Below are 24937 nucleotides of genomic sequence, written 5' to 3'. Positions count from 1 at the left end.
GTGACGTACATGAAACGCTGGCCCGAGACATCGAGGCCGGTAATCGGATGCACCAGGCCGAGAGCGTGAAAGTCACCGTGACGCACGGTATTCAAGTGGTCCACGAGGGTGAGCGTTACACAGACGGCGCCACGGTAGAGGTACCGGGTCCTGTGGCGCACAAATGGATACGCGCGGGCTGGGTAAGTGTTTCAGATGAAACACCTGACGAGAAAGGACGAGACGATGGCGTATCAGACGCCGAGAGTCCACGCGGCGGCGATCGCAAAGACGCACAGAGGCGAGCAGGTGGTACGGCTAGAGCAGGTACCCGACGCGGCTAACCTGAGCAAACCGTCTGGCAGCAGCTACGGCAGGTAATTGAACAAAGCGAAAGGCCCCCAGCGTACTTGGGGAACGCTGGGGGCCTGTCGCATGCAATTGAAGGAAAAATCCTCAACTCGCCTTATGGCATATAGACTAGGCCGCGCCTTTAAAAACATCGGCGGTCGAGCGTCTATTGGCTTTCTTGCTGTCCTTTTGATCTTGGGTGGATACCAATGCCAGTAGGATCCCAAAAAGCCACACCATCCTGACCATGGAATGCACAAGAAGTAAAGCACCCAGCGCTAGTGAAACTGCTGCGACCCAGATCCAATGAGCTGCTAAGAAGACCGCACAGGCCAAGCCGAGGACCGCCGCCAAGAATGCATTGGAGATAATTGACTTCCAGTTCGGCCGTAAGTAGAGCTCGGTTTTGGCGCGAAAAGCTCGCATAATTGAAGAGTCGGAACTAATGCCAAATATGATGATGAAACCGGCGAACCCGGCTGCTACTGCCGCGACTGAGGCGAGTCCAAGCGCGATCGCTACCGTTACTGAAAGGTCAGTATGTGAGAGAAGGTATTCGAGTGGCGACGGTAGGACTTTCCGCCATGCGAGGATGCGCCAAGCCGCCACAACAGTGGTGAGGCTAGCGGTAACAACTATTGGCCTATTTTCGATAAATGCAGGAACCTTCATGATTATTCTTCCTCATCCCCGTCCTCGTTTCCATCTTCCTCTTCCTCGTCAGCGGTACCAAAGATGTTGCCCAGCTGCGCTTTAAACGTGGTGACAGCCTGCGACATCGCATTGATCACTACTTCTGCGGTAGGCAACTCAGCCTCCGATTGGCCGACCATTACTTTATGGGTAATACGATCATTCAAGAAGTGGAGTTCTTCCTTACTGATCGAACCGTCGTTTTTATTTTCAATTAATTTTGCGACGACATTTTTCAGACCATTACCGCCGCGCAAAACACGTTCGACGTCTCGTGCAAGTTCACGCGCGGTGCCGGTGTCAGGAGCCGCGTTTCCGAAGCTGAGTCGGATACCGATAGAAAGGTCTGCACCGCCTTGCGCCCGGAGGGTATCCACTACCGAGGAAATTCTTCCTGCATCTTCCGGCACGAACGCGCCGGCAGCCAGCTTTATATCGAGCATCGAGACTCCGGCACTGCCGTGAAGTCTATCTAGTGCGTCGTGCCGTACTACCGACCTTAGGAAAAAATCCATTTCGTCGCCTTGGCTCTGCAACACTTGCCCGATCCACTCCGTGGCTGCCGCGAAAGTCGGCCCTCCACTTGTGCGTAGCACGCCCACATAGTTGGTGTCGGGCACGGGCAACAGATACATCGGTTCAACCAGCTCACCATCAACTTCGAGTGGTTCTTCGTCGGCACCGCCGACCGAGGTGTCAGGCCAGTCTTGGCGGTTACGACGTTTGCCGATATACAGAAATCTCACTTCGGGGGAACCAACAGATCGGGCATTGCCCCGGTAGCGGACCGAACTAATCCGCTTCAGTCGATCAGCAGCGCTCAACGTCTGAACATGATCCATCAGGGAGACCCAAAAGCCTTGTGGCGCATCATGAGCTTCGTTGTTGGAATCCCGGAAAAAGGGCTCCAGAAAGTAAACCGTTCTCTCGCGACCTGCCATACATGGTCCCCTTCGATCTCGTGTGTTGCGATTATCACATTGGGGGCCGACACCGGGGGTCAGGTTTGAGCATCGCGTCGCGGTGGAAGCGCTGTCGCCGGGCCCCCTACGATGCATCACCGAAGCAGCCTGCTTTGCGCGGGGTTCCCGTCACCTGTAAGCGGGGTAGACCTGCGTCAGTGGTGGCCTGGCAAGTGACCGTTCCAAGCCAGCAACCAATCCGGCACGCCAGGCCCCCCTTGACCAGCGTCAGCAAAAATGCACGGAGAATGCACGCGATGGTAAAAATCGGACATTTGCCCTGGTCAAAGTGGTGCCCCCGGCAGGATTCGAACCTGCGGCCTTCTGCTCCGGAGGCAGACGCTCTATCCCCTGAGCTACGGGGGCGCACGGACATACCCTGGTGCGCCATGGGGCTTTCGAACTAGCACGGACAGACTAACGCATCGAGGCGGCCGCCCTGCCACCGCAATGGATTCGAGGCGGGGGCACCCCAGCCAATAGGATGGACGCTCGTGACCCCCGCTGACCTCGCTGAGCTGCTCAAAAACACCGCCGCCGCGGTGCTGGCCGAGCGCGGGCTGGATGCTGCCGCGCTGCCGCAGTCGGTCACAGTGGAGCGTCCCCGCAATCCCGAGCACGGTGATTACGCCAGCAACCTGGCGCTGCAGCTGGGCAAAAAAGTCGGTGCCAACCCCCGCGAGCTGGCCGGATGGCTCGCCGAGGCGCTGTCAGCGGCCAACGGCATCACGTCGGCGGAGGTGGCCGGACCCGGCTTCATCAACCTGCGCCTCGAGGCCTTGGCGCAAGCCGTCGTCGTCACCAACGTCATCGACGCCGGCGACCGCTTCGGTCACTCCGACGCGCTGGCCGGCCAAAACATCAACCTGGAATTCGTGTCGGCCAACCCGACCGGACCGATCCACATCGGCGGGACCCGCTGGGCCGCCGTGGGCGACGCGCTGGGCCGGCTGCTGTCCACCCAGGGCGCCGCCGTGGTGCGCGAATACTATTTCAACGACCACGGCGCCCAGATCGACCGGTTCGCCAGCTCGCTGATCGCCGCAGCCAAGGGCGAGCCCACCCCGGAGGACGGCTACGCCGGCGCCTACATCAACGACATCGCCGCCCAGGTGCTGCAGAAGGCGCCCGAGGCGCTGAGCCTGCCCGCCAGCGAGATGCGCGAGACCTTCCGCGAAATCGGTGTAGACCTGATGTTCACCCACATCAAGGAGTCGCTGCACGAGTTCGGCACCGACTTCGACGTCTACACCCACGAAGACTCGATGCACACCAGCGGCCGGGTCGACCAGGCCATCGCCAGGCTGCGCGAGACGGGCAACATCTACGAGAAGGACGGCGCAACGTGGTTGCGCACCAGCGCCTTTGGTGACGACAAGGACCGGGTCGTCATCAAAAGCGACGGCAAGCCGGCCTACATCGCCGGTGACATCGCCTACTACCTGGACAAGAGGCAGCGCGGTTTCGACCTGGCCATCTACATGTTGGGCGCCGACCATCACGGATACATCGCCCGGCTCAAGTCCGTGGCGGCGGCGTTCGGCGACGACCCGGCCACCGTCGAGGTGCTCATCGGTCAGCTGGTCAACCTGGTCCGCGACGGCGCGCCGGTCCGGATGAGTAAGCGGGCCGGCACGGTGATCACGCTGGACGACCTCGTCGAGGCGATCGGCGTCGATGCCGCGCGCTACAGCCTGATTCGTTCCTCAGTGGACACCCCGATCGACATCGACCTGGCGCTGTGGTCGTCGGCGTCGAACGAAAATCCGGTCTATTACGTGCAATACGCGCATGCCCGGCTCTCGGCGCTGGCCCGCAACGCCGCCGAGCTCGGCCTGATCCCCGACACCGGACACCTCGAGTTGCTCAGCCACGACAAGGAGGGGACGCTGCTGCGTACCCTCGGCGAATTCCCGCGGGTGCTCAGCACGGCGGCGAACCTGCGCGAACCCCACCGGGTGTGCCGGTATTTGGAAGACCTCGCCGGCGACTACCACCGGTTCTACGACGCATGCCGGGTGTTGCCGCAGGGCGACGAGCAACCCACCGATCTGCACACCGCGCGTCTGGCGCTGTGCCAGGCGACCCGCCAGGTGATCGCCAACGGACTGGCGATACTGGGCGTCACCGCTCCGGAGCGAATGTGAACGTTCACCCCGCCGGTCCTCGGCACGCTGAAGAGACCCGCCACGCCGAAAGCCCGCTGCGACCGCAATCCCCCGAGGAGTTGCTGCTGCTGGCGCCGAATGTGTGGCCCCGCAACGTTGCTCGCGACGAAACGGGAGCCGCGAGCATCGCGGGCGTCACGGCGAACGAACTCGCACAGGAATACGGCACCCCGCTGTTCGTCATCGACGAGGACGACTTTCGATCCCGCTGCCGGGAGATCGCGTCGGCCTTCGGCGGCGGCAAGAACGTGCACTACGCCGCCAAGGCGTTCCTGTGCAGCGAGATCGCGCGCTGGATCGACGAGGAAGGCCTGTCGCTCGACGTGTGCACCGGTGGCGAGTTGGCCGTCGCGCTGCACGCCGACTTCCCGCCTGAGCGGATCACCTTCCACGGCAACAACAAATCCGTCGCCGAACTGACGGCGGCCGTCAAAGCCGGTGTTGGCCATGTCGTGTTGGACTCGATGATCGAGATCGATCGTCTCGACGCCATCGTGGGGGAGGCGGGCATCGTCCAGGATGTCTTCGTTCGTCTCACCGTCGGCGTCGAGGCGCACACCCATGAGTTCATCTCCACCGCGCACGAGGACCAGAAGTTCGGGTTGTCGCTGGCCAGCGGTGCGGCTCTAGACGCCGTCGGCAAGGTATTCGACACGCAAAACCTGCGGCTGGTGGGCCTGCACAGTCACATCGGTTCCCAGATCTTCGACGTCGCCGGCTTCGAACTGGCCGCCCGCCGGGTCATTGGTCTACTGCACCAGGCCGTCGAACGATTCGGCGTCGAGAAGACCGCACAGATCTCGACCGTGGATCTGGGTGGCGGACTGGGCATCTCGTACCTCGCCGCGGACGATCCGCCGCCGATGGGCGAACTGGCCGCCAAACTGAGCGAGATCGTGCGCAACGAGTCGGCGGCCGTGGGGCTGCCGACCCCGCGGCTGGTGGTCGAACCGGGGCGGGCCATCGCGGGGCCCGGCACCATCACGCTCTACGAGGTGGGCACCGTCAAGGATGTCGACGTGAGCGCCACCGCGCACCGGCGCTACGTCAGCGTCGACGGCGGCATGAGCGACAACATCCGCACCGCACTGTACGACGCGCAGTACGACGCCCGGCTGGTCTCGCGGCTCAGCGATTCGCCCGCCGAGCTGGCCCGCGTCGTCGGAAAACATTGCGAGAGCGGCGATATCGTCGTGCGGGATACCTGGGTGCCCGGGGATCTGCGTCCCGGTGACCTGATCGGCGTGGCCGCCACCGGCGCCTACTGTTATTCATTGTCGAGTCGTTACAACATGATCTGCCGCCCGGCCGTCGTCGCGGTGCGTGACGGGCGCGCGCGTCTGGTCCTGCGTCGCGAGACGGTCGACGATCTACTGAGTCTGGAAGTGAGGTGAACTGTGCCCCGTGACGAAAAGCCGGTCGGTGTAGCGGTACTCGGGTTGGGCAACGTCGGCAGCGAAGTCGTCCGCATTATCGAGGACAGCGCTGACGACCTCGCCGCTCGTGTCGGCGCACCCCTGGTGTTGCGTGGCGTCGGAGTGCGCCGCGTCGCCGATGACCGCGGTGTCCCCGTCGAGTTGCTCACCGACGACATCGAAGAGCTCGCCGCCCGTGACGACGTCGACATCGTCGTGGAACTGATGGGTCCGGTGGAGCCGGCCCGCAAGGCCATCCTGTGCGCCCTCGAGCACGGAAAATCGGTCGTCACGGCGAACAAGGCCTTGCTGGCCACGTCCACCGGCGAGTTGGCGCAGGCCGCCGAAAGCGCGCACGTCGACTTGTATTTCGAGGCGGCCGTCGCGGGCGCCATTCCGGTCATCCGTCCGCTCACGCAGTCGTTGGCCGGTGACACGGTGTTGCGGGTGGCCGGCATCGTCAACGGCACCACCAACTACATCCTGTCCGCGATGGACAGCACCGGGGCCGACTACGAAACCGCACTGGCCGAAGCCAGCGCGCTGGGCTACGCCGAAGCCGACCCCACCGCCGACGTCGAGGGCTACGACGCCGCGGCCAAGGCTGCGATCCTGGCGTCCATCGCGTTTCACACCCGGGTGACCGCCGACGACGTCTACCGCGAAGGCATCACCAAAGTCACCCCGGCCGATTTCGAGTCGGCCCGGGCCCTGGGATGCACCATCAAGCTGCTGTCCATCTGCGAGCGGATCACGACCGACGATGGACAGGAGCGGGTTTCGGCGCGCGTCTATCCGGCGCTCGTGCCGTTGTCGCACCCGCTGGCCACCGTCAACGGAGCCTTCAACGCGGTGGTGGTCGAGGCCAAGGCCTCCGGCCGGCTGATGTTCTACGGTCAGGGCGCCGGTGGCGCGCCGACCGCCTCCGCGGTGGCCGGCGACATGGTGATGGCCGCGCGCAACCGCGTGTTGGGCAGCCGCGGGCCCAAGGAATCGAAGTATGCCCAACTTCCAGTCGCCCCAATGGGTTTCATCTCCACACGCTACTACGTCAGCATGAACGTCGCCGACAAGCCGGGCGTATTGTCCTCGGTGGCGGCCGAGTTCGCCAAGCGCGAGGTGAGCATCGCCGAGGTCCGTCAGGAAGGCGTCGCGGACGAGGACGGGCGACGGGTCGGCGCACGCATCGTCGTCGTCACCCACACCGCCACGGATGCCGCACTGTCCGAAACCGTGGATGCGCTGGTTGATTTGGATGTCGTGCAGAGCGTGACCAGCGTGCTGCGACTGGAAGGGACCGACCTATGAGCGCCCCGCGCACCGCCGTCCACAAGCCGTGGCCCGGCCTCATCGAGGCGTACCGGGACCGGTTACCGGTGGGCGACGACTGGACCCCGGTCACCCTGCTCGAGGGCGGCACCCCGCTGCTCGCGGCGGGCCGGATCTCGGAAAAGACTGGCTGCAGCGTTCATCTCAAGGTGGAGGGCCTCAACCCCACCGGCTCCTTCAAGGACCGGGGCATGACGATGGCGGTCACCGATGCGCTGGCGCGCGGCCAGCAGGCGGTGCTCTGCGCGTCGACCGGGAACACCTCGGCGTCGGCGGCGGCGTACGCGGCGCGCGCCGGGATCACCTGTGCGGTGCTGATTCCGCAGGGCAAGATCGCGATGGGCAAGCTGGCGCAGGCGGTTATGCACGGCGCCAAGATCATCCAGATCGACGGCAACTTCGACGACTGCCTGGAGCTGGCTCGCAAGATGGCCGCCGACTGTCCGACCATCGCGCTGGTCAACTCGGTCAACCCGGTGCGCATCGAGGGCCAGAAGACGGCGGCGTTCGAGATCGTCGACGCGCTGGGTACCGCGCCCGACGTGCACGCCCTGCCGGTCGGCAACGCGGGAAACATCACCGCCTACTGGAAGGGATACACCGAGTACCACCACGAAGGCCTGATCGAGAAGTTGCCGCGCATGCTGGGCATCCAGGCGGCCGGCGCCGCACCGCTGGTGAACGGCGCCCCGGTCAAGAACCCGGAGACGATCGCCACCGCGATCCGCATCGGCGCGCCGGCGTCGTGGACGGCGGCCGTTGACGCGCAGCAGCAATCGAATGGCCGCTTCCTGGCCGCGACCGACGAAGAGATCCTGGCCGCCTACCACCTGGTGGCCGAGTCCGAAGGCGTCTTCGTCGAACCCGCCTCGGCGGCCAGCATCGCCGGACTGCTCAAGGCCGTCGACGACGGCTGGGTGGCCCGAGGGTCGACCGTCGTGTGCACCGTGACCGGCAACGGCCTCAAGGATCCCGACACCGCGCTGCGGGACATGCCAACCGTGACCCCGCTGCCGGTGGACCCGGTCCTGGTGGTCGAAAAGCTGGGGCTGGCCTAGTGGCGATCGCAAGCGCGGCGAAGCCGGGCGCAGCGGGTCGCCCTGTGGTGGCCCGCATGCGCGTGCGCACGACGAAAGGCTGTTGATGACCCCGATGCTGCCCGCCGGGCTGGTGGCCAGCGCCGTGGTATCGGCGTCCAGCGCCAACCTTGGGCCCGGCTTCGACAGCATCGGTCTGGCGTTGAGCCTCTATGACGAAATCACCGTTGAGACAACCGATTCCGGTTTGGTTGTGTTGGTCGAGGGGGAGGGGGCCGGTCAGCTGCCGACGGGCCCCGAACACTTGGTGGCGCGTGCCCTGCAGTGCGGGCTGGGCGCCATCGGGGTCCGCGCACCGGGCCTGGTGGTGCGCTGCCGCAACGCCATCCCGCATTCGCGCGGCCTCGGCTCCTCCGCGGCGGCGGTGGTCGGCGGCCTAGCCGCCGCGAACGGCCTTGCCGTACAAACGGATTGGACACCGCTCGACGACGCCCAGCTGATCCAGCTGTCCTCGGAATTCGAGGGTCACCCCGACAACGCGGCGGCCGCCGTGTTGGGCGGTGCGGTCGTTTCGTGGGTTGACCGCGGTGACGACCGCCCCCGGTATGCGGCGGTGCCGCTGCGGCTGCACCCCGATATCCGCCTGTACTCCGCGATCCCCGAGGAACGCTCGCTCACCGCGGAAACCCGCGTGCTGCTGCCCGCGCAGGTCAGCCACGAGGACGCGCGCTTCAATGTCAGCCGCACCGCGTTGCTGGTGGTGGCGCTTACCGAACGTCCGGACCTGCTGATGGCGGCCACCGAAGACGTGCTGCATCAGCCGCAGCGTGCGCCGGCCATGCCGGCCTCGACGGAATATTTGCGACTGCTGCGACGTCATAATGTGGCAGCCACGCTTTCCGGGGCTGGTCCATCGTTGATCGCGCTGGCCACGGCATCGGAGTTGCCCCCAGAAGTGGTGGAGTACGGGGCCGCCAATGGATTTACCATCACCGAAATGACCGCTGGCGAACCGGTTCGCTGGAGCCCGGGGGTCACCGTCGTCGGTTGATCCACAGCGTGGCCGGAGGGTTTGCTTGCTTCCCGCAAGGATGGAGGCTATCCTCGGACCCGTCCAGCAATCGCAGCATCTGCATCTGCATCCATACTGCCTTGCCGCTAGGACAACACCAATTCTTCTTGTGGACGAGGTTCGCCGTTTACTCCGCCGATCCAGGCGATCACCGTTGCAGAGTCGATGATTGGGCGCACTCGGCGAATTGCCTGAATGCAACGAACCTCCCGTATGACCTGATCAGCGGGGGAAGAAAGGAAATCCGTGACCGATACGGACCTGTTCACGGCTGGCGAAAACACTGACGCCATTCACTTGTCGAATGCCGTGACCACAGACACTCCAGACGCGAAACCAAACGTCTCGGGAGGTGCGCTGTCCACAATGGTGCTGCCCGAGCTACGCGCGCTGGCTAATCAAGTTGGCGTCAAAGGGACGTCGGGTATGCGTAAGAACGAGCTGATCGCCGCGATCAAGGAAGTCCGGGGACAGGCCAACGGCTCACCCGCCAATGGCACCAAGTCCGCTGAGGCTGGCGGCAAGTCGGACAGCCAGGACAAGTCGGACAACCAGGACAACGCCAAGAGCGACAACGCCAAGAGCGACAACGCCAAGAGCGACAACGACAGCGCCGAAGCACCGGCCGCGAAGGGCGACCAGAACGGTACGACCACCGAGGCGCCCCGCCGCGAACGACGCGGCGCTTCCCGCGAAGCGGGATCAGCCGCCCGTGGCAACGACGAGCGCGGCAAGGACGCGCGTGGCAACGACGAGGCCGACCGCGAGGGCCCGGGCAACCGGGAGGGCGCGGCAACCGGTGACGCCGACCGGCGCGAGAAAGCCAAACGCGACAACCAGAATGACGACCGCGGCCAAGATGGCGGCAGCGACCAGGATCAGAACTCGGGCGGCCAGCAGGGCCGCGGCGGCTCGAACCAGCAGGACGACGACGGCGAGGGACGGCAGGGCCGGCGGGGACGCCGCTTCCGTGACCGCGATCGCCGTCGTCGGGGCGAGCGATCGGGCGAGGGCGGCGACGCCGAACTGCGCGAAGACGACGTCGTCCAGCCGGTAGCCGGCATTCTTGACGTTCTCGACAATTACGCGTTCGTGCGCACCTCCGGTTACCTGGCCGGTCCACACGACGTCTACGTGTCGATGAACATGGTGCGCAAGAACGGCCTGCGCCGCGGCGACGCGGTTACCGGCGCGGTCCGCGTTCCGAAGGACGGCGAACAGCCCAACCAGCGGCAGAAATTCAACCCGTTGGTGCGCCTGGACAGCGTCAACGGCGGGCCAGTCGAAGACGCCAAGAAGCGGCCCGATTTCTCCAAGATGACGCCGCTGTACCCCAACCAGCGGCTGCGGCTGGAAACCACCCCCGAGCGGCTGACCACGCGGGTCATCGACCTGATCATGCCGATCGGCAAGGGGCAGCGTGCGCTGATCGTATCGCCGCCCAAGGCCGGTAAGACGACGATCCTTCAGGACATCGCCAACGCGATCACCAAGAACAACCCGGAATGCCACCTCATGGTCGTGCTCGTTGACGAGCGGCCCGAGGAGGTCACCGACATGACTCGTTCGGTCAAGGGTGAGGTCATCGCCTCGACCTTCGACCGGCCGCCGTCGGATCACACCGCGGTCGCCGAGCTGGCGATCGAGCGGGCAAAGCGGTTGGTTGAGCAGGGCAAGGACGTCGTCGTGCTGCTGGACTCGATCACCCGCCTGGGCCGCGCGTACAACAACGCCTCACCGGCGTCCGGCCGGATCCTGTCCGGTGGTGTCGACTCGACCGCGCTGTACCCGCCTAAGCGCTTCCTGGGTGCCGCGCGAAACATCGAGGAAGGCGGATCGCTGACGATCATCGCCACCGCGATGGTCGAGACCGGATCCACCGGTGACACGGTCATCTTCGAGGAATTCAAGGGCACCGGTAACGCCGAGCTCAAGCTGGACCGCAAGATCTCCGAGCGGCGGGTCTTCCCGGCGGTCGACGTGAACCCGTCGGGTACCCGCAAGGACGAGCTGCTGCTGTCGCCGGACGAGTTCGCGATCGTGCACAAGCTGCGCCGCGTGCTGTCGGGTCTGGACTCCCACCAGGCCATCGACCTGCTGATGTCGCAGCTGCGCAAGACGAAGACCAACTACGAGTTCCTGGTCCAGGTGTCCAAGACGACACCCGGGGCGATGGACAACGACTAGCCCACTGGCCAGACCCGAGACCAGATCGGGTCACCGGGAATGCACGGGCGCAGCTCGCTGTTTGGGATGGTGGTGGTTGACCTGGCATAATCGGGGCTCGATTATCCGTCAACCGCCTGAGGTTCGGAGTTCACGCGCGACCGTCCGAGTTTGGACGGGGGCGGGCGACAAACGATCGAAGAGGACATGATGAAAGCTGACATTCACCCCGCCTACGCGGAGACCACGGTGCTCTGCGGGTGTGGCAACACCTTCCAGACGCGCAGCACCAAGGACGGCGGGCGCATCGTCGTCGAGGTCTGCTCGCAGTGCCACCCCTTCTACACGGGCAAGCAGAAGATCCTCGACAGCGGTGGCCGGGTGGCCCGCTTCGAGAAGCGGTACGGCAAGCGCAACGCCGGATCTGCCGCCGACAAATAGCTCGGTTACCGACGCCCGAACTGTGTGTACCGTCGCACAGGCCGGGCGTCGGTTTGCGTTTGCGGTGATGACAGACGAACCGGGACAGGAGGTGTGGCTTTGACCAAGCCGGTACAGACCATTGACGTGCTGCTGGCCGAGCACGCCGACCTCGAGCGCCGGCTGGCGGACCCCGAATTGCACACCAATCCCGACGAGGCCCGCAAAGCCGGACGGCGGTTCGCTCGCCTGGCCCCGATCGTCGGCACCTACCGCAAGCTGGTGTCCGCGCGCGACGACCTGGAAACGGCGCGAGAGCTGGCCGCCGACGACGCCTCCTTCGCCGCCGAGGTCACCGATCTGGAAACCCAGGTCGCCGAGTTGGACACCCAACTCACCGACATGCTGGCCCCGCGCGACCCGCATGACGCCGACGACATCGTGCTCGAGGTCAAATCCGGTGAAGGCGGCGAGGAATCGGCCTTGTTCGCCGCCGATCTGGCCCGGATGTACATCCGCTACGCCGAGCGGCACGGCTGGACCGTCACCGTCCTGGACGAGACCACCTCGGACCTGGGCGGTTACAAGGACGCGACGCTGTCCATCGCCAGCAAGGGTGACACGGCCGACGGGGTCTGGTCGCGGATGAAATTCGAGGGCGGGGTGCACCGCGTGCAGCGCGTCCCGGTGACGGAATCCCAAGGCCGCGTTCATACTTCGGCGGCCGGCGTGCTGGTGTATCCCGAACCCGAAGAAGTCGGTGAGGTGCAGATCGACGAGTCGGACCTGCGCATCGACGTCTACCGCTCGTCGGGCAAGGGCGGCCAGGGCGTCAACACCACCGACTCCGCGGTGCGCATCACACACCTGCCCACCGGCATCGTCGTCACCTGCCAGAACGAGCGCTCACAGCTGCAGAACAAAGCCCGCGCGCTGCAGGTCCTGGCCGCTCGTCTGCAGGCCTTGGCCGAAGAGCAGGCACTGGCGGATGCCTCGGCGGACCGGGCCAGCCAGATCCGCACCGTGGACCGCAGCGAACGCATCCGCACCTACAACTTCCCGGAAAACCGGATCGCGGACCACCGCATCAATTTCAAGTCGCACAACCTCGACCAGGTCCTCGACGGCGACCTGGACGCCTTGTTCGACGCCCTGGCCGCCGCCGACAAGCAGACCCGGCTACAACAGGCATGAACGTCCTGCGGCGCGCGATCGACGATGCTGCGGCCACCCTTGCCGAAGCGGGAATCGATTCCGCGCGTTGGGATGCCGAGCAGCTGGCCGCGCACCTGGCGGGGACCGACCGCGGGCGCCTGCCCCTGCTGGAGTCGCCCGGCGAGGATTTCCTCGGACGCTACCGCGACGTTGTGGCCACGCGTTCACAACGGGTGCCCCTGCAGCATCTCGTGGGGGCCGCGGCGTTCGGGCCCGTGCTGCTGCACGTCGGCCCCGGGGTCTTCATCCCCCGTCCCGAGACCGAGGCACTGCTGGAATGGGCGGCCGCGCAACAACTCGCGTCACGGCCCGTTATCGTCGACTTGTGCACCGGTTCGGGCGCATTGGCGGTGGCGCTGGCCCACCATCGGCCGGCGGCGCGAATACTCGCCATCGATAACTCCGACGCCGCGCTCGAGTACGCGCGCCGCAACGCGCAGGGCACGGCGATCGATTTGCTGCGCGCCGACGTCACGGAGCTGGCTTCCGAGCCGGGCCTGCTCGCCGAACTGGACGGTCGGGTCGACATGGTGGTGGCCAACCCGCCCTACGTTCCCGACGGCGCCGTGCTGGATCCCGAAGTTGCGCAACACGATCCGCACCAGGCGGTCTTTGGCGGACCGGACGGACTGGCGGTGATCGCCCCTCTGGTCCGTCTCGCCGGTCGCTGGCTGCGCCCCGGTGGGTTGATCGGCGTCGAGCACGACGACACCACCTCGGCGCAGACGGTGGAATTGTTCGATCGCACAGGAGAATTCGACGACGTCCGGGGCCGGCGCGACCTGACTGGGCGGCCACGATTCGTGACAGCCCGCAGGAAAGTGACGGGGGAGAGCGGCACGCGTGACTCGCGTCGCGACGATGCAGAGCGAAGCGACAACGGGGGAGAGCGGCGCGCGTGACCGACGTCTTCGACTGTGCCGATCCCGCCCAGCGCGCACAAGGCATCGCCGCCGGCGCCGGGGCGCTCAAGGGCGGCCGACTGGTCGTCATGCCGACCGACACGGTGTACGGCATCGGCGCCGACGCGTTCAACAGCGCCGCGGTCTCGGCATTGCTGTCGGCAAAGGGCCGGGGCCGTGACATGCCGGTGGGTGTGCTGGTCGGTTCCTGGCACACGATCGAGGGCCTGGTCTACACCATGCCCGACGGGGCCCGTGATTTGATTCGCGCCTTCTGGCCGGGCGCGTTGAGCCTCGTGGTGACGCAGGCGCCGTCGTTGCAGTGGGATCTCGGCGACGCCCGGGGCACCGTGATGTTGCGAATGCCACTGCATCCCGTCGCCATCGAACTGTTGCGTGAGGTTGGGCCCCTGGCGGTGTCCAGCGCCAACGTCTCCGGCCGTCCGGCCGCCGTGGACGCCAACGAGGCGCGCAGCCAGCTCGGCGATCTGGTCGACGTCTACCTGGAAGCGGGTCCGTCCGATCAGGGCGCCGCCTCGACGATCGTCGACCTGACCGGTGCCACGCCGCGGATTCTGCGGCCGGGGCCGGTGAGCGTCGAGCGGATCGCGGAAGTGCTCGCGGTCGATCCGGAAAGCCTTTCCGCCCCGGCCTGACTGGAGTGGTTGTCGAGGTCCCAGCTTTGTCCAGTACGGTCTCGGTGATGTCCAGCGACGTAACCAACCTCGCCGGTGGTTTGCTCGCCCTGGCCGACCGCGGCGCCGGCGTCCCGCTTCGTGAGTTGGCGCTGGTGGGATTGACCGCAGCGATCATCACGTACTTCGCAACCGGACCTGTCCGGGTGCTGGCGACGCGGCTGGGCGCGGTCGCCTATCCGCGCGAGCGCGACGTCCACGTGACGCCGACCCCCCGGATGGGCGGGCTGGCGATGTTCCTCGGTGTTATCACGGCGGTCTTCCTGGCGTCCCAGCTTCCGGCGCTCACCCGGGGGTTCGTCTACTCGACCGGGATGCCCGCGGTCCTGGTGGCCGGCGCGGTGATCATGGGCATCGGCCTGATCGACGACCGTTGGGGCCTCGATGCTTTGACCAAGTTCGCCGGTCAGATCACGGCGGCCAGCGTGCTGGTCACCATGGGCGTGGCGTGGAGCGTGCTGTACATACCCATCGGCGGCGTGGGCACCATCGTGCTCGACCAGGCCTCGTCGATCCTGTTGACCCTGGCGTTGACCGTGTCGGTCGTCAACGCGATGAACTTCGTCGACGGCCTCGACGGCCTGGCAGCCGGGCTGGGTCTGATCACCGCGCTGGCCATCTGCATGTTCTCGGTCGGGCTGCTGCGCGACCACGGTGGCGACGTCCTGTTCTATCCGCCCGCGGTGATTTCGGTGGTGCTGGCCGGGGCCTGTCTGGGCTTTCTGCCGCACAACTTCCATCGGGCGAAGATCTTCATGGGCGATTCCGGCTCGATGCTGATCGGTCTGATGCTCTCGGCCGCGTCGACGACGGCCGCCGGCCCCGTCTCGCAGAACGCCTACGGCGCTCGCGACGTGTTTGTCCTGCTGTCGCCGTTCCTCCTGGTGGCCGCGGTCATCTTCGTGCCCATGCTCGATTTGCTGCTGGCGATCGTGCGCCGCACCCGCGCCGGCCGCAGCGCGTTCAGCCCCGACAAGATGCACCTGCATCACCGGTTGCTGCAGATCGGCCATTCGCACCGCCGGGTGGTGTTGCTGATCTACCTGTGGGTCGGGATCGTCGCGTTCGGCGCCGCCAGCACAATCTTTTTCCGTCCCCGCGACACCGCGGCGGTGATGCTGGGTGCCATCGTGGTGGCCGGCATCGCGACGGCGATCCCGTTGCTACGCCGCAGCGATGACTACGAAAACGAGGAGTACGACAGGCGGTAGTAGTGGGGTTCGCGGTGTGGTACGGTGCTGGTAGAACCCCAAAAAGCCGCGCAGGCTACCGGTCCATCGGAGGCTGATCCGATCGGGCTGGTTCGAGACCGGCCTCGGGAGATACCCCTTGGGTGATTCGACTGTGACGTGCGATACGCTCGGCGGGCCACCGATCAGTCGGTCGGAGGGGTTCCCGTTCCATCAACCTGGGATTGAGGTGCTGCAGTGACGACACCAGCGCAGGACGCGCCGTTGGTGTTTCCCTCTGTTGCTTTCCGTCCGGTTCGGCTCTTCGCAATCAGCGTTGTTATCACAGCGGTGGCGGTGCTCGCCGCCGGACTGGCGGGTCACCTGATGGTCGGAGTCTTCTTCGGGGCCGGGCTTCTCCTGGGTTTGCTCAATGCGGTATTGGTACGTCGCTCGGTTGAGTCGATCACCGCCAAGGATCACCCGCTGAAAAGGTCGATGGCGGTCAACTCGGCGTCACGCCTGGCCATCATCACCGTGCTCGCGCTGATCATCGCCTACGTCTTTCGGCCGACCGGCTTGGGCATCATGTTCGGTTTGGCGCTTTTCCAAATCCTCTTAGTCGCCTCGACGGCGCTTCCGGTGTGGAAGAAGCTGCGTGCCGGCGACTGGGCGCCGCCTTCGGACGGTGCCGAGGGCGGCGCGATCGCAGGATCGGAAGGACCGGAAGGAAGGAACACCACCGATGCCTGAGACGACGTTCCTGGCCGAAGCTGCCATCGAGGTCGGCGAGCACACCCACGCCAAGTGGCTGGGGATGACCGTCAACACCGACACGATTCTGGCGACCGGGATCGCTGCGGTGATCGTGTTGGCACTGGCCTTCTTCCTGCGCGCGAAGATCACCTCCACCGGCGTGCCCAGCGGCGTTCAGTTGTTCTGGGAAGCCATCACCGTCCAGATGCGCGATCAGATCGAGAGCGCGGTCGGCATGCGGATCGCACCGTTCGTTTTGCCGCTGGCCGTCACCATCTTCGTGTTCATCCTGATCTCCAACTGGCTGTCGGTGCTTCCGCTGCAGTACACCGACAAGTCCGGGCACACCACCGAACTGCTGAAGTCGGCGGCCGCGGACATCAATTACGTTCTGGCGCTGGCCCTCTTCGTGTTCGTCTGCTACCACGTCGCGGGCATCTGGCGCCGCGGCGTCATCGGACACCCGCTGGCCGTGCTCAAAGGCCACGTGGCGTTCTTGGCGCCGATCAACCTGGTAGAAGAGCTCGCCAAGCCAATCTCGTTGTCTCTCCGACTTTTCGGCAACATCTTCGCCGGCGGCATCCTGGTCGCGCTGATCGCGCTGTTCCCGCCCTACATCATGTGGGCGCCCAACGCCATCTGGAAGGCCTTCGACCTGTTCGTCGGCGCGATCCAGGCCTTCATCTTCTCGATCCTGACCATCTTGTACTTCAGTCAAGCCATGGAGATCGAGGATCACCATGACTGACACCACCATGAATTGTTTTGACTCACACACCATTACAGAGACCTGGTAGACCCCTACCAGATATCAAGGAGGATAAGAATGGCTCTGGACCCCCAAGTCGCTGCCGCTGCACTCATCGGCGGTGGACTCATCATGGGCGGCGGCGCGATCGGTGCCGGTATCGGTGACGGTATCGCCGGTAACGCGCTGGTTTCCGGCATCGCCCGGCAGCCCGAAGCGCAAGGCCGCTTGTTTACGCCGTTCTTCATCACCGTCGGTCTGGTTGAGGCGGCCTACTTCATCAACCTGGCCTTCATGGCGCTGTTCGTCTTCGCCACACCCGTCGGCACCTAGTCCGCTGCGATGGGTGACGCAAGTCTGAGCGTTCTGGCATCCAGCCAGGTGCTGGCCGAGGGAGGCAACAACTTCCTCGTTCCCAACGGCACCTTCTTCTTCGTGCTGGCCATCTTCCTGATCGTGCTAGCGGTCATCGGCACATTCGTGGTGCCGCCGGTCATGAAGGTGTTGCGCGAGCGCGACGCCATGATCGCCAAGACGGCTGCCGACAACAAGAAGGCGGCGGAGCAGTTCGAGGCGGCCAAGGCCGACTACGAAGAAGCCCTGACCGAAGGGCGGGTTCAAGCGTCATCTTTGCGCGATAACGCCCGCGCCGAAGGCCGTAAGGTGGTGGAAGACGCGCGCGCCCGTGCCGAACAACAGGTGATGTCGACGTTGCAAATGGCATCCGAGCAATTGAAGCGGGAGAGGGACGCCGTGGAACTGGATCTGCGTGCCAACGTCGCCGCGATGTCGGCGACACTGGCCAGCCGGATCCTCGGCGTCGAGGTCGCGCCCGCCACCGCGAGCGCATCCGCAACAGGGAAGTCCGGGCGGTAATCACGTATGTCGACTTTCATCGGGCAATTGGTCGGATTTGCGGCCATCGTGTTTCTGGTCGTGCGGTATGTCGTGCCGCCGGTGCGTCGTCTGATGACCGCTCGCCAGGACGCCGTGCGCCAGCAGTTGAAAGATGCTGCGACGGCGAGCGATCGGTTGACCGAGTCGACCACTGCACATAGCGAGGCCGTCGAATCCGCGAAGTCGGAGGCCGAGCGGATCGTCGAGGAGGCCCAGACCGACTCGGGCCGCATCGTCGAACAGTTGCGGGCCCAGGCCGACGTCGAAGCCGAACGCATCGGCGCGCAGGGCAGTCGGCAGGTCGATCTTTTGCGTACCCAGCTGAGCCGGCAGCTCCGTTTGGAACTGGGCCACGAAGCGGTGCGCCAGGCGGGCGAGTTGGTGCGGAATTACGTCGCCGACTCTGCCCGGCAGTCGGCCACCGTGGATCGGTTCCTCGAGGAACTCGACGAAATGGCGCCCGCGTCGGCCGACGTCCAGTATCCCTTGATGACCAAGATGCGCTCATCGAGTCGCGTCGCGCTGGGCAACCTGTTGGACAAGTTCAGCACCATAGCCAAAGACCTTGATAACAAGGCGCTTTCGAGCCTCTCCAGTGAGCTGGTAGAGGTGGCCAAAATGCTGGACCGCGAGATCGTCGTCACGCGGTACCTCACCGTTCCCGCCGAGGATGGCGGCCCCAGGGTCAGGTTGATCGAGCGCCTGGTCTCCGGCAAGGTCGGCGACGCCACCCTCGACGTGCTGCGCTCAGCGGTATCGGAGCGTTGGTCGGCCAACTCCGACCTCGTCGACGCCATCGAGCACGTGTCTCGGCAGGCGTTGCTCGAAGTCGCCGAGCGTGAGGACAAGGTCGATGAGGTCGAAGAACAACTGTTCCGGTTCTCCCGCATCCTCGACGCGCAGCCCCAACTTTCCATCCTGCTGGGCGACTTCGCCGTTCCGGTCGAAGGCCGAGTCGCGTTGTTGCGCAAGGTGCTTGACAGCGCAAGCGGCAGGGTCAACCCCATCGTGACTGCGCTGCTGAACCAGACGGTCGAACTCCTCCGAGGCCAGCCGGCCGAGGAAGCTGTTCAGTTCTTGACGGAAGTCGCGGTGGCGCGCCGCGGCGAGATCGTCGCTCAGGTCAGAGCGGCGGCCGAACTCAGCGATGGCCAGCGGTCTCGTCTCACCGACGTGCTCGGCCGCATCTACGGTCACTCGGTGGCAGTGCAGCTGCAAATAGATCCCGAAGTGCTGGGCGGTCTGCTCATCTCCGTGGCCGATGAAGTGATCGACGGGACACTCGCTTCTCGGCTTGCCGCGGCCGAGGCTCAATTGCCCGACTGACCACCACCGACCAATCACAAACCTATTCCGACACACGCGATACCAAGATCAAGTAGGAAGACGAAAAGACATGGCCGAGTTGACAATCTCCGCTGATGACATCCAGAGCGCCATCGAGGAGTACGTAGGCTCTTTCACGTCCGACACCTCCCGGGAAGAGGTCGGTACCGTCGTTGACGCCGGGGACGGCATCGCGCACGTCGAAGGCCTGCCCTCGGTCATGACCCAGGAACTGCTCGAGTTCCCCGGCGGGGTGCTCGGCGTCGCGCTCAACCTCGACGAGCACAGCGTCGGCGCGGTGATCCTCGGTGACTTCGAGAAGATCGAAGAGGGCCAACAGGTCAAGCGCACCGGCGAAGTGCTGTCGGTCCCCGTCGGCGACGCGTTCCTCGGGCGCGTCGTCAATCCGCTCGGCCAACCGATCGACGGCCGCGGAGACATTGAGACCGAGATTCGCCGCGCGCTGGAGATCCAGGCGCCGTCGGTGGTGCAGCGGCAGAGCGTGAGCGAGCCGCTGCAGACCGGTATCAAGGCCATCGACGCGATGACCCCGATCGGTCGCGGCCAGCGCCAGCTGATCATCGGCGACCGCAAGACCGGCAAGACCGCTGTTTGCGTGGACACCATCCTCAACCAGCGGGAGAACTGGGAGAGCGGCGACGAGCGCAAGCAGGTGCGTTGCGTGTACGTGGCCATCGGGCAGAAGGGCACCACGATCGCGTCGGTGCGGCGCGCCCTGGAAGAGGGCGGCGCGATGGACTACACCACCATCGTCGCGGCGCCGGCATCCGACTCCGCCGGATTCAAATGGCTTGCGCCGTACACCGGTTCGGCGATCGCCCAGCACTGGATGTACGACGGAAAGCACGTATTGATCGTCTTCGACGACCTGAGCAAGCAGGCCGAGGCGTACCGGGCGATCTCGTTGCTGCTGCGCCGCCCGCCGGGTCGCGAGGCGTACCCCGGTGACGTGTTCTACCTGCACTCGCGCCTGTTGGAGCGCTGCGCCAAGCTGTCCGACGAGCTCGGTGGTGGCTCGCTGACCGGGTTGCCGATCATCGAGACCAAGGCGAACGACATCTCGGCCTACATTCCGACCAACGTCATCTCCATCACCGACGGGCAGTGCTTCCTGGAATCCGACCTGTTCAACCAGGGTGTGCGGCCTGCCATCAACGTCGGTGTGTCGGTCTCCCGCGTGGGTGGTGCGGCGCAGATCAAGGCCATGAAAGAGGTGGCCGGCTCGCTGCGTCTGGACCTGTCGCAGTACCGCGAATTGGAATCGTTCGCCGCCTTCGCCTCGGACCTGGACGCGACTTCCAAGGCGCAGCTGGAGCGCGGCGAGCGCCTGGTCGAACTGCTCAAGCAGCCGCAGTACCAGCCGATGCCGGTTGAGGAGCAGGTGGTGTCGATCTTCCTGGGCACCGGCGGTCACCTGGACTCGGTGCCGGTGGAGGACGTCCGGCGGTTCGAGACGGAGCTGTTGGACCACATGCGGGCTTCGGAGGAGAAGTTCCTGACCGGCGTCCGTGACAGCGGAAAGCTCTCGGAAGAGGGCGAGAACCAGCTCATCGAAATCATCAAGAACTTCAAGAAGGGCTTCGCGGCCACCGGCGGCGCTTCGGTGGTGCCCGACGAGCACGTCGAGCCCTTGGACGAAGAGGATCTGGCAAAGGAGTCCGTACAGGTCAAGAAGGAGAAGCCGAAGAAGGAATCCAAGAAGGCCTCCGGCAAGGACAAGAAGTAGCTACCGATGGCAGCCACACTTCGTGAACTACGCGGCCGGATTCGTTCGGCAGGGTCGATCAAGAAAATCACCAAGGCCCAGGAGATGATCGCGACATCGCGCATCGGCAAGGCCCAGGCCCGGTTGGAAGCCGCACGGCCGTACGCATTCCAGATCACCGCGATGCTCACCACGCTGTCCTCCGAGGCCGCGCTGGACCACCCCTTGCTGGTCGAACGGGAAGAGCCGAAGCGGGCCGGAGTCCTGGTGGTGTCCTCAGACCGTGGATTGTGCGGCGCGTACAACTCGAGCATCTTCCGTCGCTCCGAGGAGCTGTTCTCCCTGCTGAGGGAGGAGGGCAAGACACCGGTCGTGTACACGGTTGGCCGTAAAGCGTTGAATTACTTTAAGTTCCGTAACTGGGACATCACGGAGTCGTGGACGGGGTTCTCCGAGCAACCCACGTATGAAAACGCGGCGGAGATCGCGTCCACCTTGGTCGAGACGTTTATGGCCGGCACGGGCGACGACGAGTCGGAAGAAGGCCAGGGCGTCGACGAACTGCACATCGTCTACTCGGAGTTCAAGTCGATGATGTCGCAGACCGCGGTGGCGCACCGCATCGCTCCGCTGGTCGTGGAATATGTCGAGGAACCCGAGGAGCTCCACACGCTGTACTCGTTCGAGCCGGACGCGACAACGCTGTTCGAGTCGCTGTTGCCGCGGTACGTGACGACCCGCGTCTACGCGGCGCTGCTCGAATCGGCGGCATCGGAGCTCGCGTCACGTCAACGGGCAATGAAGTCGGCAACGGACAACGCGGATGACCTGATCAAAGAGCTGACACTGATGGCGAACCGCGAGCGGCAGGCTCAGATCACCCAAGAGATCAGCGAAATCGTCGGCGGCGCAAACGCGCTCGCCGACGCTAAGTAGCACACGAGGAAGAAGAAAATGACTGCTACTGACGAGAAGACCACAGAAGCCAAGGACACCGAGACCAGTGGCCGCGTGGTGCGAATCACCGGCCCCGTCGTCGACGTCGAGTTTCCGCGCGGCTCCGTGCCGGGACTGTTCAACGCACTCAACGCCGAGATCACGTTCGAGGAGCTCAAGAAGACCCTGACGCTCGAGGTCGCACAGCACCTCGGCGACAACCTGGTTCGCACCATTTCCATGCAGCCCACCGACGGTCTGGTGCGTGGGGTCGAAGTGATCGACACCGGCAAGTCGATCTCGGTGCCCGTCGGCCAGGAGGTCAAGGGCCACGTCTTCAATGCCCTGGGGCATTGCCTGGATAAGCCGGGCTATGGAGAAGACTTCGAGCACTGGTCGATTCACCGCAAGCCGCCGCCGTTCGAGGAGCTCGAGCCGCGCACCGAGATGCTCGAGACGGGTCTGAAGGTCGTCGATCTGCTCACCCCGTACGTGCGTGGCGGCAAGATCGCGCTGTTCGGCGGTGCCGGCGTGGGCAAGACGGTGTTGATCCAGGAGATGATCAACCGTATTGCCCGGAACTTCGGTGGCACCTCGGTATTCGCCGGCGTGGGTGAGCGCACCCGTGAGGGTAACGACCTGTGGGTCGAGCTGAAGGAAGCCGACGTGCTCAAGGACACCGCGCTGGTGTTCGGTCAGATGGACGAGCCGCCCGGCACCCGTATGCGGGTGGCGTTGTCCGCGCTGACCATGGCCGAGTGGTTCCGCGACGAGGCCGGCCAGGACGTGCTGCTGTTCATCGACAACATCTTCCGATTCACCCAGGCCGGTTCGGAGGTCTCGACACTGCTCGGCCGTATGCCGTCGGCGGTGGGTTACCAGCCGACGCTGGCCGACGAGATGGGCGAGCTGCAGGAGCGCATCACCTCGACGCGAGGCAAGTCGATCACCTCGATGCAGGCCGTCTATGTTCCCGCCGACGACTACACCGACCCGGCGCCGGCAACGACCTTCGCGCACCTGGACGCGACCACAGAGCTGTCGCGTTCGGTGTTCTCCAAGGGCATCTTCCCGGCGGTAGACCCGCTGGCATCGAGCTCGACCATTCTGGACCCGAGCGTCGTCGGTGACGAGCACTACCGTGTGGCGCAGGAAGTCATCCGAATCCTGCAGCGCTACAAGGATCTCCAAGACATCATCGCGATCCTCGGTATCGACGAGTTGTCCGAAGAGGACAAGCAGCTCGTCCAGCGTGCGCGACGGATCGAGCGGTTCCTGTCGCAGAACATGATGGCGGCCGAGCAGTTCACCGGCCAGCCGGGCTCGACGGTGCCCCTGAAGGAGACCATCGAGGCGTTCGACCGCCTGACCAAGGGCGACTTCGACCACATCCCGGAGCAGGCGTTCTTCTTGATCGGTGGTCTCGAGGACCTGGCCAAGAAGGCCGAAGGCTTTGGCGCCAAACTGGAATCCTGAGGCGTGAGCGAAAAGGCTCTGAAAGGCTCTGTGGCATGGCCGAATTGAACGTTGAGATAGTTGCCGTCGACCGAAAGATCTGGTCGGGTGAGGCAACGTTTCTGTTCACCCGCACCACGGTCGGTGAGATTGGCATCCTGCCGCGGCACATCCCGGTGGTAGCGCAGTTGGTCGACGACGCAATGGTGCGCGTCGAACGAGAGGGCGAAGACGATCTACGGGTCGCGGTGGATGGCGGATTCTTGTCTGTCACCGAGGAATCGGTGACGATACTGGCAGAATCCGCCGAGTTCGAGTCGGAGATCGACGAGAGCGCCGCCCGAGAGGCTTCTGAGTCGGACGATCCTCGTATCGCCGCCAGAGGGCGCGCGAGATTGCGCGCCGTCGGCGCGATCGACTAACGGCCGATGAGCGCGCCCATGGTTGGCATGGTCGTGCTCGTCGTCGTGCTGGCGAGCGCCGTCATCGGGCTGAGTTATCGGCTGTGGAAGCTGCGCCAGGGCGGCACGGCGGGGATCATGCGAGACATTCCCGCGGTCGGAGGCCACGGCTGGCGGCATGGCGTAATCCGCTACCGTGGCGGCGAAGCCGCGTTCTATCGGCTCTCCAGTCTGCGATTGTGGCCGGACCGGCGGCTAAGCCGGCGAGGCGTGGAGATCGTGTCCAGGCGGGCGCCGCGCGGCGACGAGTTCGACATCATGACGGACGAGATCGTCGTCATCGAGCTCCGCGACACAACCCAGGACCGCAGGTCCGGCTACGAAATCGCACTGGACAAGGGCGCATTGACCGCGTTCTTGTCCTGGCTGGAATCGCGTCCCTCGCCCCGTTCCCGCCGGCGCAGCCTGTAGACCGCTCACCCTGCGGGCCAGGCGCACAGGATTCTCCGGTTAACTCGTGCCGGCGTTCTCGCCGCCAGGTTTCCACAGCACGTCGCCGTCGGGGTTGGCCGCGCGCGACAGAATGAACAGCAGATCCGAGAGGCGGTTCAGGTATTTCGCGGGCAGGGTGTTCACCTGCCCGGGCGCGGCATCGATCGCCGCCCATGCCGACCGCTCGGCTCGGCGTACCACCGTTCGGGCGACGTGCAGCAAAGCCGACAGCGGCGAACCACCGGGCAACACAAACGAATTCAACTTCGGCAACGGCTCGTTGTATGTGTCACACCATTTTTCGAGCCGATCGATGTAGGGCTGGGTCACTCGCAGCGGGGGATATTCGGGGTTATCGACCACGGGAGTCGACAGATCGGCGCCGGCATCGAACAAATCGTTCTGGATCTGCCGCAACACCCCCATGAGCTGCTCGTCCGGCTGACCCACGGCGACGGCGACACCGATCGCCGAGTTGGCTTCGTCGCAATCGGCGTACGCCACCAGCCGTGGGTCGTTCTTGGAGACCCGGGAGAAGTCACTCAATCCGGTGGTGCCGTCGTCGCCGGTCCGTGTGTAGATGCGAGTCAGATGCACTGCCATGAGCAAACCGTACCCGGGTGTGTG

Annotated in this window: 23 protein-coding genes, 1 tRNA gene and 1 pseudogene; 21 read left to right on the top strand and 4 right to left on the bottom strand. The window is 64.9% G+C overall.

Annotated elements, in window-relative coordinates; translation table 11 throughout:
• Positions 1-459: 459 nt before the first annotated feature.
• The 3 genes from G6N50_RS12830 to G6N50_RS12820 all read right to left on the bottom strand — a co-directional run bounded on the left by G6N50_RS12830 (position 460) and on the right by G6N50_RS12820 (position 2351).
• The gene (locus G6N50_RS12830; protein ID WP_142275487.1) at positions 460-1002 is read right to left on the bottom strand and encodes a hypothetical protein; all 543 of its coding nucleotides are present in this window, start codon (positions 1000-1002) and stop codon (positions 460-462) included.
• A 2-nt stretch (positions 1003-1004) separates the two neighbouring features.
• Positions 1005-1964, bottom strand: a complete 960-nt coding sequence (locus G6N50_RS12825) for a hypothetical protein (RefSeq protein WP_142275486.1) — start codon at positions 1962-1964, stop codon at positions 1005-1007.
• A gap of 311 nt (positions 1965-2275) precedes the next feature.
• A tRNA-Arg gene (locus G6N50_RS12820) sits at positions 2276-2351 on the bottom strand.
• Between the two features lie 128 nt (positions 2352-2479).
• Between G6N50_RS12820 and argS the strand changes: the two genes are divergently transcribed.
• The 21 genes and pseudogenes from argS (at position 2480) to G6N50_RS12715 (ending at position 24289) form a co-directional block, all read left to right on the top strand.
• A complete protein-coding gene (gene argS, locus G6N50_RS12815) occupies positions 2480-4132 on the top strand; it encodes an arginine--tRNA ligase (protein WP_083094328.1) in 1653 nt (550 codons plus the stop codon).
• Positions 4129-5547 carry a diaminopimelate decarboxylase gene (gene lysA, locus G6N50_RS12810; RefSeq protein ID WP_083094327.1) on the top strand — a complete coding sequence of 473 codons (1419 nt, stop codon included), beginning with the start codon at positions 4129-4131 and terminating at the stop codon, positions 5545-5547. Before argS ends, lysA begins: the two co-directional genes overlap by 4 nt.
• 3 nt (positions 5548-5550) lie before the next feature.
• The gene (locus tag G6N50_RS12805; RefSeq protein ID WP_083094326.1) at positions 5551-6876 is read left to right on the top strand and encodes a homoserine dehydrogenase; all 1326 of its coding nucleotides are present in this window, start codon (positions 5551-5553) and stop codon (positions 6874-6876) included.
• Positions 6873-7955, top strand: coding sequence for a threonine synthase (thrC, locus tag G6N50_RS12800; protein ID WP_083094325.1), 1083 nt, complete (start codon positions 6873-6875; stop codon positions 7953-7955). Before G6N50_RS12805 ends, thrC begins: the two co-directional genes overlap by 4 nt.
• A 94-nt stretch (positions 7956-8049) precedes the next feature.
• Complete coding sequence (gene thrB, locus G6N50_RS12795; RefSeq protein WP_083094324.1) at positions 8050-8985, top strand: homoserine kinase; 936 nt, start codon at positions 8050-8052, stop codon at positions 8983-8985.
• Positions 8986-9252: 267 nt separating this feature from the next.
• Positions 9253-11193: a transcription termination factor Rho gene (gene rho / locus G6N50_RS12790; RefSeq protein ID WP_083094322.1), complete on the top strand. Its 1941-nt coding sequence runs from the start codon at positions 9253-9255 to the stop codon at positions 11191-11193.
• A gap of 189 nt (positions 11194-11382) precedes the next feature.
• A complete protein-coding gene (rpmE, locus tag G6N50_RS12785; RefSeq protein WP_067837981.1) occupies positions 11383-11613 on the top strand; it encodes a 50S ribosomal protein L31 in 231 nt (76 codons plus the stop codon).
• 99 nt (positions 11614-11712) lie between these two features.
• Positions 11713-12786, top strand: coding sequence for a peptide chain release factor 1 (gene prfA / locus G6N50_RS12780; protein WP_083094358.1), 1074 nt, complete (start codon positions 11713-11715; stop codon positions 12784-12786).
• Positions 12783-13709, top strand: a complete 927-nt coding sequence (prmC, locus tag G6N50_RS12775; RefSeq protein WP_083094321.1) for a peptide chain release factor N(5)-glutamine methyltransferase — start codon at positions 12783-12785, stop codon at positions 13707-13709. Before prfA ends, prmC begins: the two co-directional genes overlap by 4 nt.
• Positions 13706-14365 (top strand): L-threonylcarbamoyladenylate synthase, encoded by a 660-nt coding sequence (locus tag G6N50_RS12770; RefSeq protein ID WP_083094320.1) that lies wholly within the window; start codon positions 13706-13708, stop codon positions 14363-14365. The genes prmC and G6N50_RS12770 overlap by 4 nt, the downstream gene beginning before the upstream one ends.
• Positions 14337-15615 (top strand): annotated as a pseudogene (locus G6N50_RS12765) (glycosyltransferase family 4 protein). The gene G6N50_RS12770 and the pseudogene G6N50_RS12765 overlap by 29 nt, the downstream one beginning before the upstream one ends.
• A gap of 216 nt (positions 15616-15831) precedes the next feature.
• On the top strand, positions 15832-16326 hold the full coding sequence (locus G6N50_RS12760) for an ATP synthase subunit I (protein WP_083094318.1): 495 nt from the start codon (positions 15832-15834) through the stop codon (positions 16324-16326).
• Positions 16319-17077, top strand: coding sequence for a F0F1 ATP synthase subunit A (atpB, locus tag G6N50_RS12755; RefSeq protein WP_083094317.1), 759 nt, complete (start codon positions 16319-16321; stop codon positions 17075-17077). Before G6N50_RS12760 ends, atpB begins: the two co-directional genes overlap by 8 nt.
• Before the next feature lie 84 nt (positions 17078-17161).
• Entirely contained in the window at positions 17162-17410 is a 249-nt protein-coding gene (locus G6N50_RS12750) for a F0F1 ATP synthase subunit C (RefSeq protein ID WP_024636915.1), read from the top strand.
• Positions 17411-17419: 9 nt separating this feature from the next.
• Entirely contained in the window at positions 17420-17953 is a 534-nt protein-coding gene (locus tag G6N50_RS12745; RefSeq protein WP_083094316.1) for a F0F1 ATP synthase subunit B, read from the top strand.
• A 6-nt stretch (positions 17954-17959) separates the two neighbouring features.
• A complete protein-coding gene (locus G6N50_RS12740; protein ID WP_083094315.1) occupies positions 17960-19300 on the top strand; it encodes a F0F1 ATP synthase subunit B/delta in 1341 nt (446 codons plus the stop codon).
• 70 nt (positions 19301-19370) lie between these two features.
• Positions 19371-21047, top strand: coding sequence for a F0F1 ATP synthase subunit alpha (gene atpA, locus G6N50_RS12735; protein ID WP_083094314.1), 1677 nt, complete (start codon positions 19371-19373; stop codon positions 21045-21047).
• A 6-nt stretch (positions 21048-21053) separates the two neighbouring features.
• Positions 21054-21962, top strand: coding sequence for a F0F1 ATP synthase subunit gamma (locus G6N50_RS12730; protein WP_083094313.1), 909 nt, complete (start codon positions 21054-21056; stop codon positions 21960-21962).
• 18 nt (positions 21963-21980) lie between these two features.
• Complete coding sequence (gene atpD / locus G6N50_RS12725; protein ID WP_083094312.1) at positions 21981-23438, top strand: F0F1 ATP synthase subunit beta; 1458 nt, start codon at positions 21981-21983, stop codon at positions 23436-23438.
• Positions 23439-23473: 35 nt separating this feature from the next.
• Positions 23474-23839 (top strand): F0F1 ATP synthase subunit epsilon, encoded by a 366-nt coding sequence (locus tag G6N50_RS12720; RefSeq protein WP_083094311.1) that lies wholly within the window; start codon positions 23474-23476, stop codon positions 23837-23839.
• A 6-nt stretch (positions 23840-23845) separates the two neighbouring features.
• The gene (locus G6N50_RS12715; protein WP_083094310.1) at positions 23846-24289 is read left to right on the top strand and encodes a DUF2550 domain-containing protein; all 444 of its coding nucleotides are present in this window, start codon (positions 23846-23848) and stop codon (positions 24287-24289) included.
• Between the two features lie 39 nt (positions 24290-24328).
• Here G6N50_RS12715 and G6N50_RS12710 read toward each other — a convergent pair whose 3' ends face one another.
• Positions 24329-24913: a cob(I)yrinic acid a,c-diamide adenosyltransferase gene (locus G6N50_RS12710; protein ID WP_083094309.1), complete on the bottom strand. Its 585-nt coding sequence runs from the start codon at positions 24911-24913 to the stop codon at positions 24329-24331.
• Between the last annotated feature and the right edge of the window lie 24 nt (positions 24914-24937).

Origin of the sequence: Mycobacterium mantenii, assembly GCF_010731775.1 — a bacterium.
In the GTDB taxonomy this organism is placed as follows: domain Bacteria; phylum Actinomycetota; class Actinomycetes; order Mycobacteriales; family Mycobacteriaceae; genus Mycobacterium; species Mycobacterium mantenii.
The sequence above is the reverse complement of the archived record's forward strand: the minus strand, read 5'-3'. Positions and strand labels throughout refer to the sequence as shown.

Excerpts from the sequence above, each read along its gene's own strand:
- atpB (WP_083094317.1), top strand. The coding sequence starts at position 16,319 with ATGCCTGAGACGACGTTCCTGGCCGAAGCTGCCATCGAGGTCGGCGAG.
- atpD (WP_083094312.1), top strand. The coding sequence starts at position 21,981 with ATGACTGCTACTGACGAGAAGACCACAGAAGCCAAGGACACCGAGACC.
- prmC (WP_083094321.1), top strand. The coding sequence starts at position 12,783 with ATGAACGTCCTGCGGCGCGCGATCGACGATGCTGCGGCCACCCTTGCC.
- rpmE (WP_067837981.1), top strand. The coding sequence starts at position 11,383 with ATGAAAGCTGACATTCACCCCGCCTACGCGGAGACCACGGTGCTCTGC.
- G6N50_RS12825 (WP_142275486.1), bottom strand. The coding sequence starts at position 1,964 with ATGGCAGGTCGCGAGAGAACGGTTTACTTTCTGGAGCCCTTTTTCCGG.
- G6N50_RS12710 (WP_083094309.1), bottom strand. The coding sequence starts at position 24,913 with ATGGCAGTGCATCTGACTCGCATCTACACACGGACCGGCGACGACGGC.
- G6N50_RS12720 (WP_083094311.1), top strand. The coding sequence starts at position 23,474 with ATGGCCGAATTGAACGTTGAGATAGTTGCCGTCGACCGAAAGATCTGG.
- atpA (WP_083094314.1), top strand. The coding sequence starts at position 19,371 with ATGGCCGAGTTGACAATCTCCGCTGATGACATCCAGAGCGCCATCGAG.
- G6N50_RS12740 (WP_083094315.1), top strand. The coding sequence starts at position 17,960 with ATGTCGACTTTCATCGGGCAATTGGTCGGATTTGCGGCCATCGTGTTT.
- G6N50_RS12745 (WP_083094316.1), top strand. The coding sequence starts at position 17,420 with ATGGGTGACGCAAGTCTGAGCGTTCTGGCATCCAGCCAGGTGCTGGCC.
- G6N50_RS12830 (WP_142275487.1), bottom strand. The coding sequence starts at position 1,002 with ATGAAGGTTCCTGCATTTATCGAAAATAGGCCAATAGTTGTTACCGCT.
- thrC (WP_083094325.1), top strand. The coding sequence starts at position 6,873 with ATGAGCGCCCCGCGCACCGCCGTCCACAAGCCGTGGCCCGGCCTCATC.
- G6N50_RS12715 (WP_083094310.1), top strand. The coding sequence starts at position 23,846 with ATGAGCGCGCCCATGGTTGGCATGGTCGTGCTCGTCGTCGTGCTGGCG.
- thrB (WP_083094324.1), top strand. The coding sequence starts at position 8,050 with ATGCTGCCCGCCGGGCTGGTGGCCAGCGCCGTGGTATCGGCGTCCAGC.
- G6N50_RS12730 (WP_083094313.1), top strand. The coding sequence starts at position 21,054 with ATGGCAGCCACACTTCGTGAACTACGCGGCCGGATTCGTTCGGCAGGG.